General features: G+C 62.6%; 13 protein-coding genes and 1 pseudogene. 1 reads left to right on the forward strand and 13 read right to left on the reverse strand.

Translation table 11 applies throughout. The features are described from left to right. From BO74_RS04650 to BO74_RS04695, 10 genes and pseudogenes are all read right to left on the reverse strand, one after another. A pseudogene (locus BO74_RS04650) lies at positions 1 to 185 on the reverse strand (IS110 family transposase); the annotation flags it as partial. Positions 186 to 316: 131 nt separating this feature from the next. Beyond that, complete coding sequence (locus BO74_RS04655) at positions 317 to 1,288, reverse strand: substrate-binding domain-containing protein (protein ID WP_496440407.1); 972 nt, start codon at positions 1,286 to 1,288, stop codon at positions 317 to 319. A gap of 83 nt (positions 1,289 to 1,371) precedes the next feature. Continuing rightward, complete coding sequence (locus BO74_RS04660) at positions 1,372 to 2,409, reverse strand: ABC transporter permease (RefSeq protein WP_496440408.1); 1,038 nt, start codon at positions 2,407 to 2,409, stop codon at positions 1,372 to 1,374. Continuing rightward, on the reverse strand, positions 2,390 to 3,874 hold the full coding sequence (locus BO74_RS04665) for a sugar ABC transporter ATP-binding protein (protein WP_305073487.1): 1,485 nt from the start codon (positions 3,872 to 3,874) through the stop codon (positions 2,390 to 2,392). The genes BO74_RS04660 and BO74_RS04665 overlap by 20 nt, the downstream gene beginning before the upstream one ends. Next, on the reverse strand, positions 3,871 to 5,088 hold the full coding sequence (locus BO74_RS04670; protein ID WP_496440411.1) for an ROK family transcriptional regulator: 1,218 nt from the start codon (positions 5,086 to 5,088) through the stop codon (positions 3,871 to 3,873). Before BO74_RS04670 ends, BO74_RS04665 begins: the two co-directional genes overlap by 4 nt. Before the next feature lie 256 nt (positions 5,089 to 5,344). After that, the gene (locus BO74_RS04675) at positions 5,345 to 6,634 is read right to left on the reverse strand and encodes a citrate synthase (RefSeq protein WP_496440413.1); all 1,290 of its coding nucleotides are present in this window, start codon (positions 6,632 to 6,634) and stop codon (positions 5,345 to 5,347) included. Between the two features lie 188 nt (positions 6,635 to 6,822). Next, positions 6,823 to 7,980 carry a pyridoxal phosphate-dependent aminotransferase gene (locus BO74_RS04680; protein WP_496440414.1) on the reverse strand — a complete coding sequence of 386 codons (1,158 nt, stop codon included), beginning with the start codon at positions 7,978 to 7,980 and terminating at the stop codon, positions 6,823 to 6,825. A gap of 280 nt (positions 7,981 to 8,260) precedes the next feature. Further along, positions 8,261 to 9,322, reverse strand: a complete 1,062-nt coding sequence (locus BO74_RS04685; RefSeq protein WP_496440416.1) for a 2-oxoacid:ferredoxin oxidoreductase subunit beta — start codon at positions 9,320 to 9,322, stop codon at positions 8,261 to 8,263. After that, on the reverse strand, positions 9,319 to 11,169 hold the full coding sequence (locus BO74_RS04690; RefSeq protein ID WP_496440417.1) for a 2-oxoacid:acceptor oxidoreductase subunit alpha: 1,851 nt from the start codon (positions 11,167 to 11,169) through the stop codon (positions 9,319 to 9,321). Before BO74_RS04690 ends, BO74_RS04685 begins: the two co-directional genes overlap by 4 nt. Continuing rightward, entirely contained in the window at positions 11,166 to 12,956 is a 1,791-nt protein-coding gene (locus BO74_RS04695; RefSeq protein ID WP_496440419.1) for an FAD-dependent oxidoreductase, read from the reverse strand. The genes BO74_RS04690 and BO74_RS04695 overlap by 4 nt, the downstream gene beginning before the upstream one ends. A gap of 200 nt (positions 12,957 to 13,156) precedes the next feature. On the opposite strand from BO74_RS04695, the gene BO74_RS04700 reads away from it, so the two are divergent. Continuing rightward, positions 13,157 to 13,876, forward strand: coding sequence for an HAD-IA family hydrolase (locus BO74_RS04700; protein ID WP_496440421.1), 720 nt, complete (start codon positions 13,157 to 13,159; stop codon positions 13,874 to 13,876). A 43-nt stretch (positions 13,877 to 13,919) separates the two neighbouring features. On the opposite strand, the gene BO74_RS04705 is transcribed toward BO74_RS04700, so the two are convergent. The 3 genes from BO74_RS04705 to BO74_RS04715 form a co-directional block, all read right to left on the reverse strand. Further along, complete coding sequence (locus tag BO74_RS04705; protein WP_496440422.1) at positions 13,920 to 14,732, reverse strand: class I SAM-dependent methyltransferase; 813 nt, start codon at positions 14,730 to 14,732, stop codon at positions 13,920 to 13,922. Next, on the reverse strand, positions 14,719 to 16,200 hold the full coding sequence (gene cuyB, locus BO74_RS04710; protein WP_496440424.1) for a cysteate racemase: 1,482 nt from the start codon (positions 16,198 to 16,200) through the stop codon (positions 14,719 to 14,721). Before cuyB ends, BO74_RS04705 begins: the two co-directional genes overlap by 14 nt. A gap of 76 nt (positions 16,201 to 16,276) precedes the next feature. Next, positions 16,277 to 17,581, reverse strand: a complete 1,305-nt coding sequence (locus tag BO74_RS04715) for a dicarboxylate/amino acid:cation symporter (RefSeq protein ID WP_496440426.1) — start codon at positions 17,579 to 17,581, stop codon at positions 16,277 to 16,279. Between the last annotated feature and the right edge of the window lie 52 nt (positions 17,582 to 17,633).

Consider the following 17,633-nt stretch of genomic DNA (forward strand, 5'->3'; position numbering starts at 1 on the left):
CGCGCCCAGTAATGGGCGCTGGCGCACGCTTCCATGCCAATCAGGCAGGGCGCTTGCCCGGCAAAATAGCTGCGCACTTGCCGGCGCGTGAGCGTTCGCTTGACCTGCACCGCTTCGTGCCGATCCACGCCATGCACCTGAAATACTTGCTTTGCCAAATCCACTCCAACGCGCGTAAGGTTCATCTTGGACTCCTTCCTTCGTTTGACTGGTTGGTGACAACTCCAGTCTGGCACATCGATGCCGGTGGAAGGGAGGAGTCCATCCCATTGGCCTTCGCCGGAATGACGTGGCTTCCTTCTTGATTGGCTTCTTCCTAGAACGGCGAATCCGGGAAGTAGAACTTGCTCGCGTTCTCCTTGGTGATCAGCTCGGAAGGAATGATGTAGGTCGCCGGAAGTTTCTCGCCCTTCAGGCGCGCTTCCGCGGTGAGCTTGATCGAGTCATACATGAACTTCGGCGAATACGAGACGTTGGCCACGATGCGCGGGTCCTTGCCGTCCATCAGCGTCTTGATCATGCCCTTGGCACCGGCGCCACCGAAGACGATCTTGATGTCCTTACGCTTCGACTGGTCGATGGCCTTCAGCACGCCGACGGCCATGTCGTCGTCGGCTGCCCAGACGGCGTCGATCTGCTTGAAGCGCGTCAGGTAGTCCTGCATCACCTTGAACGCATCATCGCGATTCCAGTTGGCGTACCGGGCGTCGAGGATCTTGATATCCGGGTGGTTCTTCATGACGCCGGTGAACGCGTCCCAGCGCTCGTTGTCGAGCGTGGTGGCGATGCCGCGCAGGGCGACCAGGTTGCCCTTGCCGCCCATCGCCTTGGCGAGATACTCGGCCGGGATCTTGCCGAAGGCGGTGTTGTCGCCCGAGACGTAGGCGTCCTGCGCGCTGGTGTCGGTCAGGCCGCGGTCGACGACGGTCACGTAGACGCCCTTGTTATGCACTTCAGTCACCGGTTTCGTGAGCGCCGCCGATTCGAACGGGAAGACGACCAGCGTGTTGATCTTGCTCACGGCCATCAAGTCCTGCAACTGATTGGCCTGCTCGGCGGCGTTGGCGGCGGTCTTGACGATGACTTTCAGGTCCGGGTTGGCTTTCTCCAGGTCTTTCTTGGCCTGGTTCGCCCAGAACACGATGCCGCCGGTGAAGCCGTGCGTCGCGGCCGGGATGGCGACGCCGAGCACGACTTTCTCGGCGGCAGTGGCGGGCGCCATGCCCACAGCGGCGAAGGTAGCCAGAGCGGCGGCGGTAAGCGTCAGTTTGCTGATGATCGATTTCATTGCGAATGTCTCCTTGTATTGCCGATTGATCGGAATTGCTGGTGACTGCGGTGGGTGAAACCTGTTGCGATGAAAACTCCGTTTTATCGCCGGCTGCGTTGCAGGAAGGCGACGATGATGATGACGATGCCCTGTACCGCGGCATTGAGATACACGCTGATGATGCTGGTCAGGTTGAGGATGTTGCTGATCACCGAGAGCAGGATGGCGCCGATCACGGTGCCGGAAATCCTGCCTTCGCCACCCTTCAAGGCCGTGCCGCCGACGATCACCGAGGCAATCGCTTCCAGTTCCCACAACAGGCCGGTCGTCGGCGAGGCGGAGCCCAGGCGCGGCACGTAAAGCACGGTGGCAATGCCGACGCAGATGCCGAGCACGACGTAGGTGAGCATCTTGATGCGGTCGACTTCGACCGCGGCGTAGCGCGCCACCTGCTCGTTCGAGCCGATCGCCTGCACGTAGCGCCCGTAGCGCGTGCGGTTGAGCACCAGCGCGCCGACCAGCGCGGTAAGCAGGAAGACCCAGATCGGGATCGGCAGGCCGAGCACGCTGCCGTAATAAACCGGGCTATAGACGTCGGAGACGGCGTTGTCGAGCGTGATCGCGCCGCCGTTGGCGAAGTAGGTGAGATAGGCGCGGAAGATGCCGAGCGTGCCAAGGGTGACGATGAACGGCTCGATCCGCCCCTTGGTGATCAGCAGGCCGTGCGCCAGCCCGAACAGCGCGCCGAGCAGGAGCGCGAAGACGATGCCGAGGGTGACGACGAGATACGGCGACTCGATCGCCGCGCTGATCGCGTTCATCAGCAGGATCATCGCGCCGGCGATCAGCGCCGCCATTGAACCGACCGACAGATCGATGCCGCCGGCGATGATCACGAAGGTCATGCCGACAGCAATGATGCCGATGAAGGCCGTGCGCGTAAGCACGTTGAGCACGTTGGCGGCGGTCGCAAAGTCGGGGTTCAGCACCCAGCCGGCAATGCACAGCAGGATCAGGCCAAGCAGCGGCCCGAGGTCCTGCAGGCGTTGCGCCAGGCGGCTGCCCTGGCTCGTCGCGAGGCTGGCTGCGGGAGAGTTCGCCAGCGTGCTGGTGGTGGCGTCAGTGGGTACCGGTGGCATGAGCGATCAACTCCTCTTCGGTTAGCTGGTCGGCGTTGAGCGTCGCCTGCACCTTGCCGGCGCGCATCACGACGACGCGGTGACAAAGGCCGATCAGTTCGACGAGCTCGGACGAAATGACGACGACGCCGCGCCCTTCGCGGGCCAGCCGCTGGATCAGGAAATAGATGTCGCGCTTGGCACCGACGTCGACGCCGCGCGTCGGCTCGTCGAGCACGATGATCTTCGGGTCGGCGTGCAGGAACTTGGCCAGTGCCAGTTTCTGCTGGTTGCCCCCTGAAAGCGATCCGGCCCGGTTGTTCAGGTCGCCGGTGCGGATACCGAATTCCTCGACCTTTTCGCGCAGGGCGACGCGCTCGGCCTTCGGGTCGAGCAGCGGATGCGCGTAGCGTTCGAGCGTCAGCAGCGTCAGGTTTTCGCGCAGGCCGAGCTTGACGTGCAGTCCCTTGCCCTTGCGGTCTTCCGACAGGTAAGCGATGCCGTGGCGCACCCCCTGGCGCGGGCTGCGCAGATCGACGACCTGGCCGTCGATCTCGATCCGCCCGGCACTGCGCGGACGCAGGCCGAGCAGCCCCTCGAACAGCTCCGTGCGGCCGGCGCCGACCAGCCCGGCAAAACCGAGGATTTCGCCCGGACGAATCTCGAAACTCACATCCTTCGCCCAGCCGGGCACGCTGACGCCGCTGGCCTTGAACATCGGTTCGGCGGCGGGCGGCACGTCCTTCGGCGGGAACATGTCGGAGACGTCGCGCCCGACCATCAGGTTGGCCATCTGCTGGCGCGTCGTTTCGGCGGTCGGCGCGCGCGCGACGAAGTTACCGTCGCGCAGGACGACGATCTCGTCGGTGACGCGTTCCACCTCCTCGAGCTTGTGCGAGATGTAGATGATCGTCACGCCCTCGGCTTTCAGCTGCGCGATCAGCGCGAACAGACGCTCCGTCTCGGTCGGCGTCAGCGTCGCCGTCGGCTCGTCCATCACCAGCAGGCGGGCGTTGCGCGATACGGCCTTGGCGATCTCGACGAGTTGCTTTTCGGCGACGATCAGCCGGCGCACCTTGGTTTCCGGATCGGCTTCCAGTCCGATGCGTTGCATGGCCGCCTTGGCGGCAGCGTTCATGCTGCGGTCGTCGAGGAACAGCCCCTTCTGTTTTTCGTGGCCGAGGAAGATGTTCTGCGCGATGGTCAGGTCTTCGGCGAGGTTGAATTCCTGGTGAATCAGAACAACGCCCTCGCGCTCAGCCTCGCGCGAGTTGGCGAAGCGATGCGGCACGCCGTTGATCGTGAAGTCGCCGTCGCTGGCCTGCTCGTAGCCGGAGAGGATCTTCACCAGCGTCGACTTGCCGGCACCGTTCTCGCCGAGGAGCCCGACGACCTTGCCCGGCTCGAGCGAAAAACTGACGCCGTGGAGGACTTCGACGAGGCCGAAGTTCTTTGTGACAGAACGGAAATCGACGGCAAGGCTCATGGCTGCCCCCCGGGTAACACGCCGCGCACGCGCATCGTTTCCTGCAAGGCCATGGCCGCGCAGCCGATCACGCCGGCGCGGTCGCCAAGCGGCGCGTAGAGGATTTCCAGGTGGCGCGTCGACAGCGGCAACGAGCGCTGGTAGATGCTCTGGCGGATCGCTGCAAGGAACATCGGGCCGATATGCGAGATGCCGCCAGCGATGAAGATGTGCGACGGGTTGAAGAAATTGACGACGGTCGCGAGCATCTGGCCGATCAGCTTGCCGGAGAGCTTGATGATCGCGTTCGCCGCCACGTCGCCGCCGCGGCTTGCCTGGCCGACGTCCTCTGGCGTGATCACGCCGTTGGTCGCCAGCACCTGCGCCAGCTGCGGGCTCTTGCCGGCCTTCGCCGCCTCGGTGCCCTGACGCGCGATCGCCGGGCCTGCTGCCATGATCTCGACGCAGCCCTGGTTGCCGCAATGGCAGCGCTCGCCGGCGGGATCGACGCAGATGTGGCCGACGTCGCCGGCCGAGCCGTTGCTGCCGCGATAGATCATGCGGTTGCAGACGATGCCGCAGCCGATGCCGGTGCCGACCTTGATGACGAGGAAGTTGGGCAGCTTGCGGTGCAGCCGCCACAGTTCGCCCATGGCCATCACGTTCACGTCGTTGTCGATGAATACGGGCGCAGCGTACTCGTCGCGCAGGTATTCACGGATCGAAAAACCTTCCCAGCCGGGCATGATCGGCGGCGCGACGAGCAGGCCGCTGTCGAACTCGACCGGACCGGGCACGCCGATGCCGATGCCGATCACCTTCTCGGCGCGGACATTGCAACGCTTGCGCAGGTCGCGCAGGATGTCCTTGACGCGCGAGAGGACGACGCCCGGACCTGCGGCGATTTCGATGGCTTCGGTGTGGTGGGCGAGAACGGTCATGTCCGGCGCCACCAGCGCGACGTCGACGCTCGATGCGCCGAGGTCGATGGCGGCGAGGACACCCATGCTGGCGGAGAGCAGCAGAGTTTCGGGACGACGGCCACCGGAGGATACCTGCGGCCCGGTTTCGTCGAGCATGCCGCGCTCGATCAGCGCCGCCGTCGCCATGTTGGCCTTGCTGCGCGAAAAACCGGATTGTTCGGCGAGTTCCGAACGCGAGATGCCCGACGACCAGAAAACCGTCTCCAGCACCGTGATCTCGGCGGGCGAAAGATCGTCCCAGCGAACCGTCACTTACCCCTCCTTATGGTCGAACACGAATGTCCGTCGGCTGACTTCACCTGTTTGGAGTGATGATAGGCAACGCCACTTCGGATATACAAGGCCAAACTTCGGCCAAATTATGTCTTAAGTCGCGCAGACGCGGAGAGAGAACCGCTTCGCCGCTACTGGAAGAATCGTACGATAAGTCGACGAGATCAGCGTGGCACGGCGGCTCCAGCGGAGCCGCCGCCAGGAGGTTGCTGCGTTATCGACTCACGCCAACCGTTCAGCGCCCGCTCATCGCAACGTAATCCCGCGCCTCCGGCCCGGTGTAGATCTGCCGCGGGCGGGAAATCTTCTGCTCGCTGTCGGTGAGCAATTCGAGCCAGTGCGCAACCCAGCCGCAGGTGCGCGGCACGGCGAACATCACGGTAAACATCGACGCCGGCAGCTTCATCGCGCGATAGATCAGGCCGGAGTAGAAGTCGACGTTGGGATAGAGCTTGCGCGAGACGAAGTAGTCGTCCTGCAGCGCGACCCGTTCGAGTTCCAGCGCGACGTCGAGCAGCTGGTTGTGGCCGGTTACCTTGAACACTTCCTCGGCGGTGGCCTTGATGATCCGACAGCGCGGATCGTAGTTCTTGTAGACGCGGTGGCCGAAGCCCATCAGGCGCTCGCCCTCGCCCTTCTTCACCCGCTCGATGAAGGCCGGGACGTTCTCCGGCGTGCCGATGTCCTCCAGCATGCGCAGCACCGCCTCGTTCGCCGCGCCGTGCAGCGGACCGTACAAGGCCGCCGCCGCGCCGGCCAGCGCCGAGTAGGGATCGGCCTGCGACGAACCGATCACGCGCATGGCGTTGGTGCCGCAGTTCTGCTCGTGGTCGGCGTGCAGGATGAACAGGATGTTGATCGCCCGCTCCAGCACCGGATCGGGTTCGTACTTGAACTCGGTCATGCGGAACATCATGCGCAGAAAATTGCCGATGTAGCTCAGGCTGTCGTCCGGGTAATTGACCGGCCAGCCGTGGTTGTGCCGGTAGGTGAAGGCGGCGATCGTCGCCACCTTGGCGATCATCCGCTCGACCTGCAGCCGGCGGTTGGCCGGGTCGGTCACCCGCCGCGAATCCGGGTAATGCGTGGACAGCGCGCCCACGGCGCTGATGAAGACACTCATCGGATGCGCGTTGAAGCGGAAGCTCTGGATCATCTGCTCGATGTTGGTATGCAGCAGCGTGTGGCGGCTGATGTCGAACTCCCACTTCGCCAACTGCTCCGCCGTCGGCAGTTCGCCGAAGATGATCAGGTAGGCGGTTTCGAGATACGAGCTTTGCGCCGCCAACTGCTCGATCGGGTAGCCGCGATAGCGCAGGATGCCGGCATCGCCGTCGATGTAGGTGATGGCGCTGCGGGTCGAGGCGGTATTGGTGAAGCCCGGATCGTAGCTCATCAGGCCGAAATCCTCCTGATTCACCTTGATCTGGCGCAGATCCATGGCCCGCACGGAGCCATCCACGATCGGGACCTCGTAAGACGTCCCGGTGCGATTGTCGACAACGGAGAGTGTGTTTTTTGACATGGCGCTTAACGTATAAGTAAGTAAAAATTTAACAAACAGAAGAAATTGGAAAGCAAAGCGATTATTCCAGAAATTTCTTTACTTGTGCGCATTGCGCATCATGTTGTGCGTATTTTTCACAATATACTAATAGGCGTGCGCAAGTCGCCGTCAGCACGGCCGGCTATTGGCTCACCGTTCTGCGTTGCTTACAGGAAGCGTCGAATCCGCTCGACAGCCTCAGCCAGCCGCTCGACGCTCGTCGTGTAGGCGAAGCGCAGATGGGATTTCGGCGCGCACTTGCCGAAATCGAGCCCGGGCGTCACCGCCACGCCGGCCGTCTCGAGCAAGCGGCGGGCGAAGGCGTCGCTGTCGTCGGTCAGCTGGCTGCAGTCGGCGTAGATGTAGAACGCGCCTTCGGGTTTGGCCGTCAGGCGGAAGCCGAGCGATTCGAGCGCGGGGGCAAGAAAATCGCGGCGGCGCTTGAATTCGGCGCGGCGTGATTCGAGGATTTCCAGCGTTTCCGGTTTGAACGCCGCCAGTGCTGCGTACTGTGCCGGCGTCGGCGGAGAAAGGTACAGGTTCTGCGCCAGCACCTCGACCTGACGGACGAAACGCTCGGGCACGATCGCCCAGCCGAGTCGCCAACCGGTCATGTTGAAGTACTTGGAGAAGCTCTGCACGACGAAGATATCGTCGCCGTATTGCAGCGCCGTCGGCACGTCGCGTTCGTAGGTCAGCCCGTGGTAGATCTCGTCGAGGATCAGTTGGCCGCCCTTCTCCCGAACACGGCTGGCGATGCCGGCCAGCACGGCGTCGTCGAACACCGTCCCGGTCGGATTGGCCGGAGAAGCGAACAAGGCCCCGGCGGTGCGCCCACTCCAGTAGCGATCGATATCGGCAACCGTCGGCTGGAAATTGCTCGCAGCATCGACCGGAATGGCGACCGGTATCCCCTCGAAGCAGCGGATGAAGTTGAGATTGCACGGGTAGCACGGATCGGTCACCAGCCATTCACTGCCGGGCTCGACGAGACAGGCCAGCGCCAGCAGCAGCGCCGCCGAGGCGCCGGACGTGACGACCACGCGCGACGCGGGAACGCTGACGCCGTAGCGCGTCCGGTAGAAATCGGCGATGGCGGCGCGCAATTCGGGCAGGCCGAGCGCCGGGGTATAAAACACCCGCCCGGAAGCGATGTGTTCCTGTGTCGCGGCGATGATCGGCGCCGGCGTCGGAAAATCCGGCTCACCGACCTCCATGTGAATGATGTCGCGCCCCTCCTGTTCCAGCTGGCGCGCGCGAGCCAGCAGTTCCATGACGTGAAACGGGGCGATATTGGCAAGGCGGGAAGCGGGATTCAGGGACATGTCGATCCATGGCGGAAGAAGGAGAGACGCAAAGTCTACACGCTTGCCTCTGCCCTGCGCGCAATGACGCTCATGGCGTGGCGCGTCTTTTCCGCCGACACGCAAGCACTCCGAACAATGCGAATGATGCGAACAACCCGGCCAGCCAGTCGACTCCGACCACCGGATAGAACGTCCGCGTCGGCAATCCGCTCGATGCGCTCTCGGGAAAAGACAATACTTCGACGAAAAAGCCCCCAGCTTGGCTGAGGGCTATTTCGTACAGAGACACTCTCCCTGACTATCCGCGCCTTAGCGACTCGTTCAACGCTTCCAGCGCCTCGGCGCCCGGGCAAAGTTCGGCAAGACTCAGCTGATTGAGCGGCGTTTCCACCGTATTGAGGTAGCGGTGCAGTTCCTCGCCGGTGCTGTCGACATAGATCAAGCCGGTGACGATCTCGCCGAGGGCGTGCCGTTCCTGCAAGTAGTTCATCGCCCCGACGCGGTCGGACGGATCGTAGTCCTCGCCGAGCTTGCGCAGGCACAGAACCGAACCGTCGTGCTGGACGACGCGGCGCAGTTCACCCGGAGCGTAGGTCGCGGAGATCTTGTCCTTGGGCAGGATCACGTCGAGCCTGTTGATCGCCTCGTTGTGCTCGCGCACGTAGTCGTAGCTCTTGGTCGAGCCGGCGTGGTTGTTGAAGGTCACGCACGGGCTGATCACGTCGATCAGCGCCGGACCACGGTGGCGCATCGCGCCCTTGATCAGCGGGATCAGCTGCTCCTTGTCGCCGGAGAAGCTGCGCGCGACGTACGTGGCTCCGAGTTGCAGGGCGAGCGCCACGAGGTCGATCGGCGAGTCGTTGTTCACTACGCCGCGCTTGCTCTTCGAGCCCTTGTCGGCGGTCGCGGAGAACTGGCCCTTGGTCAGGCCATAGACGCCGTTGTTCTCGACGATGTAGACCATGTTGACGCCGCGCCGCATGGCGTGCGCGAACTGGCCGATGCCGATCGAGGCGGAGTCGCCGTCGCCGGACACGCCGAGGTAGAGCAGGTCGCGGTTGGCCATGGCGGCGCCGGTCAGCACCGAAGGCATACGCCCGTGCGTGGTGTTGAAGCCGTGCGAGTTGCCGAGGAAGTAGTCCGGGGTCTTCGACGAGCAGCCGATGCCGGAGAGCTTGGCGACGCGGTGCGGCTCGATGTCGAGGTCGAAGCAGGCCTGGACGACGGACGCGCTGATCGAGTCGTGGCCGCAGCCGGCGCAGAGGGTGGAAATCGCCCCTTCGTAGTCGCGCTTGGTGTAGCCGAGCGCGTTCTTCGGGGTATCAGGGCGCAGTAGTTTGGGTTTGGCAAGATAGGTCATGAAGCCACCTGTTGACGCAACGGGGTCACGTTGTTTTGCTTGACGATGTCGGTGATGCGGCCGGCGATGAAGCCGGCGGTGATCGGCGTGCCGTCGTAGTGCAGGACGCGGATCAGGCGCTTCGGATCGATATCGCCTTCGTTGATGATCATCGTGCGCAGCTGGGCGCTTTCGTTCTGCTCGACGACGAACACGTAGTCGTGGTCAGCGATGAAGTCCATCACCTCGTCGGCAAACGGGAAGGCGCGGACGCGCATCAGATCGACATGCACGCCCTGCTTCTCGAGCATGGCGAAGGCTTCGGCCATCGCCGGGCTGGTCGAACCGTAATAGATCGCGCCGTAGCGGGTCGGCTGGCTGGCCTTCTGGCTGACCGGTGCCGGCACGAGCTTGCGCGCCGTGACGAACTTGCGGCGCAGGCGCTCCATGTTGTAGACGTAGTCGGTACCGGCTTCGCTGTACTTCGCGTAGGCGTTGCGCGTGGTGCCGCGACTGAAGAAGGCGCCCTTGGTCGGATGCGTGCCGGGGATCGTGCGGTACGGGATGCCGTCACCATCGACGTCGAGGTAGCGGCCGAAGTTCTTGCCGGCATCCAGATCGGCGGCGCTCATCACCTTGCCGCGGTCGTACTGGCGGCTGTCGTCCCAGTCGAAGGGCTTGCACAGCACTTCGTTCATGCCGATGTCGAGGTCGGACATCACAAAGACCGGGGTCTGCAAGCGCTCGGCGAGGTCGAAGGCCTGCGCGGTGAGGGTAAAGCACTCATACGGGTCTTCGGGGAAAAGAAGGATGTGCTTGGTGTCGCCGTGCGAGGCGTAGGCGCAGGCGATCAGGTCGGACTGCTGGGTACGCGTCGGCATGCCGGTGGACGGGCCACCGCGCTGGACGTTGACGACCACCGCTGGAACCTCGGCGAAGTAGGCGAGGCCAAAGAACTCCTGCATCAGCGAGATGCCAGGACCGGAGGTGGCAGTGAAGGCCCGAGCACCGTTCCACGAGGCGCCGATGACCATGCCGATCGCGGCAAGTTCGTCTTCGGCCTGGACGATGGCGTAACGGCCCATGCCGTTGTCCGGGTCGGTGCGGAACTTGCGGCAGTAGCTGATGAAGGCTTCGATGACCGAGGTCGACGGCGTGATCGGGTACCAGCCGACGACGGTCGCGCCACCATAGACGGCGCCAAGGCCGCAGGCGTCGTTGCCGTTGCTGAAGATGCGGTTGCCAACGCCGTCAGAACGCTCGACGCGCAGGCCGATCGGGCACGGCAGATGGGCCTTGGCTTCGTCGTAGCCGAGCTTCAGGGCCTGGACGTTGGAGGCGATCAGCTTTTCCTTGCCGCGGAACTGGTGCGAAATCAGCCCTTCGACGACCGAGAAATCCATGTCGAGCAGCGCGGTGAGCGCGCCGACGTAGAGGATGTTCTTCATCAGCTGGCGCTGGCGCGGGTCGGTGTATTCGCGGGTGCAGATTTCGGTCAGCGGCAGGCCGAGGACATTGATGTCGTCACGGAAGCGCGAACGCGGCAGCATCTTGGTGTTGTCGTAGAACAGATAGCCGCCCGGCGACAGTTCGGCGACGTCGCGGTCCCAAGTCTGCGGGTTCATGGCGACCATCAGGTCGCAGCCGCCTTTGCGCCCGAGCCAGCCTTCGCCGGAGACACGCATTTCGTACCAGGTCGGCAGCCCCTGGATGTTCGACGGAAAGATGTTGCGCGGTGCCACCGGGACGCCCATGCCCATCACGGCCCGGGCGAAGAGTTCATTCGCCGACGCGGAGCCGGTGCCATTGATGTTGGCGAACTTGATGACGAAGTCGTTGATTTTCTGCAAGGGTTGCACGGTACTCATGTTCTGGGAGCCTCTCTGCCGGCCTGGGCGGTCTCGATGTAGAACTTCTGCATGTCCCAGGCGCCGGTCGGGCAGCGTTCGGCACACATGCCGCAATGCAGACAGATGTTTTCGTCCTTGACCATGACCCGTCCGGTCTTCAGGCCGTTGGCGACGAGCAGATCCTGGGCCGTGTTTTTCGCAGGGGCCTTGAGCCGCCCGCGCAGGTCCTCTTCCTCACCGTCCGCGGTGAAGGTGATGCATTCGGTCGGGCAAATGTCGACGCAGGCGTCGCATTCGATGCAGGCCTTGGGGGTGAAGACGGTCTGGACGTCGCAGTTGAGGCAACGCTCCGCTTCGGAGCAGGCCATCAGCGGATCAAAGCCGAGTTCGAGTTCGAGCTTGATGTCCTTCAAGGTTTTTTCCAGCGCCTTGACCGGGACCTTCTTGCGCTCTTCCTCGGAGACCTGGTTGTCGTAGCTCCACTCGTGGATGCCCATCTTCTGGCTGGTGAGAGTGAAGGCATGCGGCGGCCGGTCGGCGGTCTTCTTGCCCTTGCAGAAGAGGTCGATGGAGATCGCCGCTTCGTGGCCGTGGGCGACGGCGGTAATGATGTTCTTCGGACCGAAGGCGGCGTCGCCGCCGAAGAAGACTTTCGGCAGGGTCGACTGGAAGGTCTTTTCGTCGAGGACCGGCAAGCCCCATTTGTTGAATTCGAGGCCGATGTCTTTCTCGATCCACGGGAAAGCGTTTTCCTGGCCGATGGCGACCAGCACTTCGTCGCATTCCATGAAGACGTCGGGTTCGCCCGTCGGGACGAGGTTGCGGCGGCCCTTCTCGTCGTATTCGGCCTTGACGATCTCGAACTTAACGCCGAGGAGCTTGCCGTTCTCATGCACGAATTCCTTGGGCACGTGCATGTTGATGATCGGGATCTGCTCGTGCAGGGCTTCTTCCTTCTCCCACGGGGAGGCTTTCATTTCCTCGAAGCCGCTGCGTACGACGACTTTCACGTCGGCGCCGCCGAGACGGCGGGCGGAACGGCAGCAATCCATGGCGGTGTTGCCGCCACCGAGGACGATGACGCGAGGCGAAACGGTGGTGGTGTGGCCGAAGGCGACATTGGCCAGCCATTCGATGCCGATGTGGATGTGCTTGGCGGCTTCCTGGCGGCCGGGGATGTCGGCGTCACGGCCGCGCGGAGCGCCGGTTCCGACGAAGACGGCATCCCACTGGTCGCCGTCGGTCATTTCCTTGAGGCTTTTGACCCAGTGGTTGAGCTCGAGCTTCACGCCCAGATTGAGGATGTAGTTGCATTCCTCGTCGATGACGCTGTCGGGCAGACGGAACTTCGGAATCTGCGTGCGCACCATGCCGCCGGGCGCCTTGCCGTTGTCGAAGATGCTGACTTCGTAGCCTTGCAACGCGAGGTCGCGCGCGACGGTCAGGGAAGCGGGGCCGGCGCCGATGCAGGCGACGCGCTTGCCGTTCTTCTTCTCCGGTGCCACGGGCAGCCGGTCGGAGATGTCGTCCTTCATGTCGGCCGCGACGCGCTTCAGCCGGCAAATCGCCACCGGCTCCTTGTCGATCCGCCCGCGCCGGCACGCCGGTTCGCACGGCCGGTCGCACACCCGTCCCAGAATTCCGGGAAAGACGTTCGACTTCCAGTTGATCATGTACGCTTCCGCGTAACGCCCTCCGGCAATCAGCCGGATGTATTCAGGTACCGGTGTGTGCGCCGGACACGCCCACTGGCAGTCCACTACCTTGTGGTAGTAAGCGTCTCCGCCTGTATTCGTCGGTTTCACGTGTTGAGAACTCCACTTGCTAACTAAATGGTCGACAGAAAAGTCGACTCCCGAAAAAAGCCCAGCGAAAATGAGTGTAGCACTCAGAACCTAGCGTTAGGAATTGCTAAATATTTCGTTAAATGTGACTAATCGGAACAACTCCAAAAACACAAAATACGCTAACCTTCTCAGTACTCAATAATCTCCAGGAGTTCCCTATGGCTTTGCGCGCAATCATTTTTGATGTCGACGGGACGTTGGCCAATACCGAGCGAGACGGGCACCGCCCCGCTTTCAACGCCGCATTCGCCGAACTTGGTCTGCCCTGGCACTGGGACGAGTCGTTCTACGGGACGCTGCTGGTAAAAGGGGGCGGTCTGGAACGCCTGTATTTCTATGCCGAGCATTTCGACCCGGCAACGCGCGCCCGTCCGGATTTCGACGAAATGATGCACCGGGTGCATGAGATAAAAACGCGCAACTACCAGCGTCTGCTGGCTGCGGGAGCCATTCCGCTACGCGCCGACATCGGACAACTGATCTGCGATGCGCGCACCGAAGGCGTCCGGCTGGGAATCGCGTCGAGTTCCAAGCAGGAAAACGTCGTCGGCCTGTTGCGCGCCAACCTCGGCCCGAACGCCGACGCGTGGTTCGACGCCATCGTTTCCGGCGAGCTGGTGCAGGCGAAGAAGCCTTCGCCGGACGTTTACAAGAAAGTGCTCGAGCAACTCAGTCTCCCGGCGCGTGACTGTCTCGTCGTCGAGGATTCGGCGCACGGCCTCGCCGCCAGCCTGGCGGCCGGCATTCCGACAGTCATCACGTTGAGCGATTACACGCACGACGAGGACTTCGAAGGGGCGCGCATGGTCCTGCACGAAACGGATCACCTATCACTGGAGGAGCTGCGCCTGTGGCACGCCACGGCGAGCACGAGCTGAGCTTCTCCCGTCTTTCCCGTTTGCCAAGGCCTGACCGTTTGGATCAGGCCTTTTCTTTGAGCGACCGTTTAGCGTAGACGTCGAAGCGACCGGCATTCCCTTCGAGCGAAAAACTCACCTTGCCGCCGGCAAGAGCCGGTGCCTTGCGCGGACGCTTGACCACGACGCGATGCGACGCCAGCGCCAGCGCCGCGTCCAGAAGTTCGTCGGCGTCCAGGTCATCACCGACCAGCGGGCGAAACAGGCGCATCTCCTTCTTGACCAGCGCGCTCTTGTCGCGATGCGGGAACATCGGATCCAAATAGATCACTTGCGGCGCTTCCTGCGGCACTTCTGCACCCCACGTTCGCATAATCTGAATGGCGTCCCCGACCCGCAGATGCATTTTCGCGATGATCGGCGCAATTTCCGCATCCTCGCGAGCGCGCGCCAAACCGTCCTCGAGCAGAACGGCAATCAGCGGCTGACGCTCGATCAGCGTCACCTCGCACCCCAGCGTGGCGAGAACGAACGCATCGCGCCCCAGACCGGCCGTCGCATCGACCACCGTCGGCCGGACGCCGGGCTGAACACCCACCGCCTTGGCGATCATCTGGCCGCTCCCCCCGCCGAACTGGCGGCGATGCCCGACGGCACCGCCAACGAAATCAACACGGACCGGACCGGGCGCCCCGGGGTGGAGATCCACCAGTTGCACGCCGAATTCACCGCCCTGAGCCCCGCACTGAAGGGAAAACTCGGCCTCACCTCCGAGGGGCAAACCGAGCCGCGTCGCCAAGTCCTTCGCCCGCTCCTCCGCATCGGCGGAAAGCGCCTCGACGCGCACCAGCACGTCCGGTCGCTCATTCTCCACCACGCACGCCCCCCTGCGTAAATGACGAGCAGAGACTGACGCATTTCTTCGCCAGGATATCCGTCGGATCGAGTACGACGACGGTTTTACCGGCCACGGGGAAGGCATCGCTTCGCTCGACCAGCAAGGGCAATTCGGTGCAGCCGAGCACGATGATTTCGGCACCGCGCTCAACCAACGAAGCCATCGCAAACATGAGATCGTCGACGCATTTCCCACTGGTAAAGCCGGCCTTGACGCCCTGCGCCCCATAGATGGCGTCCATCACCCGCAGCTGGTTTTCCGTGTCGGGCACGAGCAGTTCGAATCCCGCCGGGACGATCACGTCGTGATAGACGCGGCTGCCGATCGTCCCGCTCGTCGCCAGAAGACCGACCACTTTCCGCCCCTGGCAGTGCTTCCTGATGTACTCCACCGTTTCGAACAGCATATTGACGATCGGAATCGCCAGATACGGCTGGATCCGCTCGACGAAGGCGTGCGCGGTATTACAGGGAATGGCGATGATGTCCGCCTCGTCCGCTTCGAGTTTCTTGCATGTCGAGTACAGCGCGATGGTCGGATCGACACCGTCACCGAGCAGGTTTTCCGTCCGGTCTGGAATTTGCGGATTCTGCTCGACGACGACCTTGAAATGCTCCTGATCGCGCCCTGCCGGAGTATTGCGCACGATCTTGTTCATGAAGTCGACCGTCGCCGCCGGCCCGACGCCGCCGACCACGCCGATCTTGAACGGTCGGGCCTTCTGCGTGGCGCCGCCGACCGCCGCGTAGTCGGCGTAAATCTGGTTGGCATCGACGATCGGAATGCCCCGCTCCTGAAGGGCGTTGATCACTACCGGAATTTCGGAAAACCCGGGCAGAATCAGCTGGGCGCCCTGCCCGACCAGATCCTCGCAGGCCCGCATCAGCTTTTCTACCGAAGCGCCGCGCAGGCATCCCGCCTTGATTCCGTCCGGACCGTAGATGGCCGGCATGACGCAATCGCGTTGAATACTGTCCGCCGGATAGTGGATGCTCCATTCCCCTGCCGGAAAATAACGCTCGAACAGCGTGCGGGAACGCACGTAATCGGACGTCAGCACACCGAAATTCCTGACGCCCGGATACCGGCGCTGAACGTGGTCACGCAGCGCCTCCATCATATTGACGATGGGCAGCGTCGCCTCCGCCGAAATTTCGTCGATAAACGTGTGGCTGAGGAAGCACGGCAGCAGTACCGTGTCGACGTGCCGATCGGCAAACCCCTGGATCATGTCGAAGACGTAGATCTTCCGGCCGTTCTGCGACGCACCGCGATCGCCGGGATTTTCCTCTTCGCGGAAAGGGTGCTGCTCGAAAAGGATTTCTGGCTGACTCGAACCGCTCCTTGCCGGCAAGGCCTTGACCAGCTTAAGAAAAACGTCGGCGGCACCCAGCGCGCCAAGCCCTCCGACAATACCAAAACGCCGCCTGTTTCCTTGATCCGGCACGACACCAACCTCCAAAAAAGAAACCGCGGCGACCAGGCACCGCGGCTGCATTCGCTTAAAAGTTCCGACAAATTACCTACGCCCACTTCTCCAGGTCCAGCTCTTTCTCGGCTTTGGCCACGATAGCGCTTCCCGCCATGTCACCCGTAACGTTCAGCGCAGTCCGTCCCATGTCGAGCAGCGCGTCGATACCGAGAATCATGGCATAGGCAGCTGCGACGGCCGAACCGGTTTCGACTTTCAAGCCGATCGATTCGAGCACCATCAGCAGCATTATCGCACCGGCACCCGGCACACCGGCGGTGCCGATACTTGCCAGCGTCGCGGTAATGACGACCGTCATCTGCTGATCCATGGTCAGCGGATGACCGGTTGCGTAGCCGATGAACATGGCACAGACGCCGAGATAGATCGCCGTCCCATCCATGTTGATGGTGGCACCGAGCGGCAGGGTGAAGGAACTGATGTTGCGTGGCACGCCGAGGTTTTCTTCCGATACACGCATCGTCACCGGCAAGGTGCCGCTCGAAGAGCGCGTGACGAACGCGGTGATCATCGCCTCGTCAGCACCCTTCAGGAAGCGGAACAGGCCCAGGTTGAAAACCGCCATGAAACCACCGTAGCAAATGAAGAGGTGCGCCACCAGACCAAGATAGACAGCCAGCGTGACCATCAGCAACGGCCCGAGCGCCTTAGGACCCTGCTGGGCGAAGACGATGGCGATCAGGAAGAAGACGCCGATCGGAGCATACTGCATGATGCCGCGAACCAGCCGGTACATGGTTTCCGCCGCGGCGTTGATCAACTGGAAGAGGTTCTCGGCATGCCGGGCCAACGCAGCATCCTTGGCATCCTTGACGTAGGATATGGCCAGACCGAAAAGCACCGAGAAGAAGATGATAGGCAGAACATCTCCCTTTGCCAGCGACTCGGCCGGATTGGTCGGCACGATGTTCAGCAGGATCGTGCCGATCTTCGGCGCCTCGGCCACCTTGCCCTTGATCGCTTCGTTGCCGATGATGTTCATGCCGTCCCCGGGCTGGAGAATGTTGGCGAACACCAGACCGATGGTCACGGCCACCGCGGAGGTCAGCAAGTAATAGAGAACGATCTTCACGCCCACCCGCCCCAGGCGGGACGGCGCGATGCTGGCCGCACCGGCGATCAGCGAGAAGAGAATGACCGGCACCACGATCATCTTCAGCAAGCGTATGAAGATATCGCCGAAAAACCTGGTGTTATCGACGAAGGTCTTGACCGTGTCCGGACTGCCATATCCCAGCACGATTCCCAGCACGGCACCGGCAATCAATCCGATCAGGATTCGCATCAGCAGATTCGACTTGAAGTACCAATCCAGCATCCCTTTGTTTTCACTCACGATGGCTCCTCCCAGGAAGATGCAACAACAGTTGAAAAAAACAAACGACAAG

Source organism: Propionivibrio pelophilus DSM 12018 (assembly GCF_059569095.1).

Excerpts from the sequence above, each read along its gene's own strand:
- BO74_RS04655 (WP_496440407.1), bottom strand. The coding sequence starts at position 1,288 with ATGAAATCGATCATCAGCAAACTGACGCTTACCGCCGCCGCTCTGGCT.
- BO74_RS04660 (WP_496440408.1), bottom strand. The coding sequence starts at position 2,409 with ATGCCACCGGTACCCACTGACGCCACCACCAGCACGCTGGCGAACTCT.
- BO74_RS04665 (WP_305073487.1), bottom strand. The coding sequence starts at position 3,874 with ATGAGCCTTGCCGTCGATTTCCGTTCTGTCACAAAGAACTTCGGCCTC.
- BO74_RS04675 (WP_496440413.1), bottom strand. The coding sequence starts at position 6,634 with ATGTCAAAAAACACACTCTCCGTTGTCGACAATCGCACCGGGACGTCT.
- BO74_RS04680 (WP_496440414.1), bottom strand. The coding sequence starts at position 7,980 with ATGTCCCTGAATCCCGCTTCCCGCCTTGCCAATATCGCCCCGTTTCAC.
- BO74_RS04685 (WP_496440416.1), bottom strand. The coding sequence starts at position 9,322 with ATGACCTATCTTGCCAAACCCAAACTACTGCGCCCTGATACCCCGAAG.
- BO74_RS04690 (WP_496440417.1), bottom strand. The coding sequence starts at position 11,169 with ATGAGTACCGTGCAACCCTTGCAGAAAATCAACGACTTCGTCATCAAG.
- BO74_RS04700 (WP_496440421.1), top strand. The coding sequence starts at position 13,157 with ATGGCTTTGCGCGCAATCATTTTTGATGTCGACGGGACGTTGGCCAAT.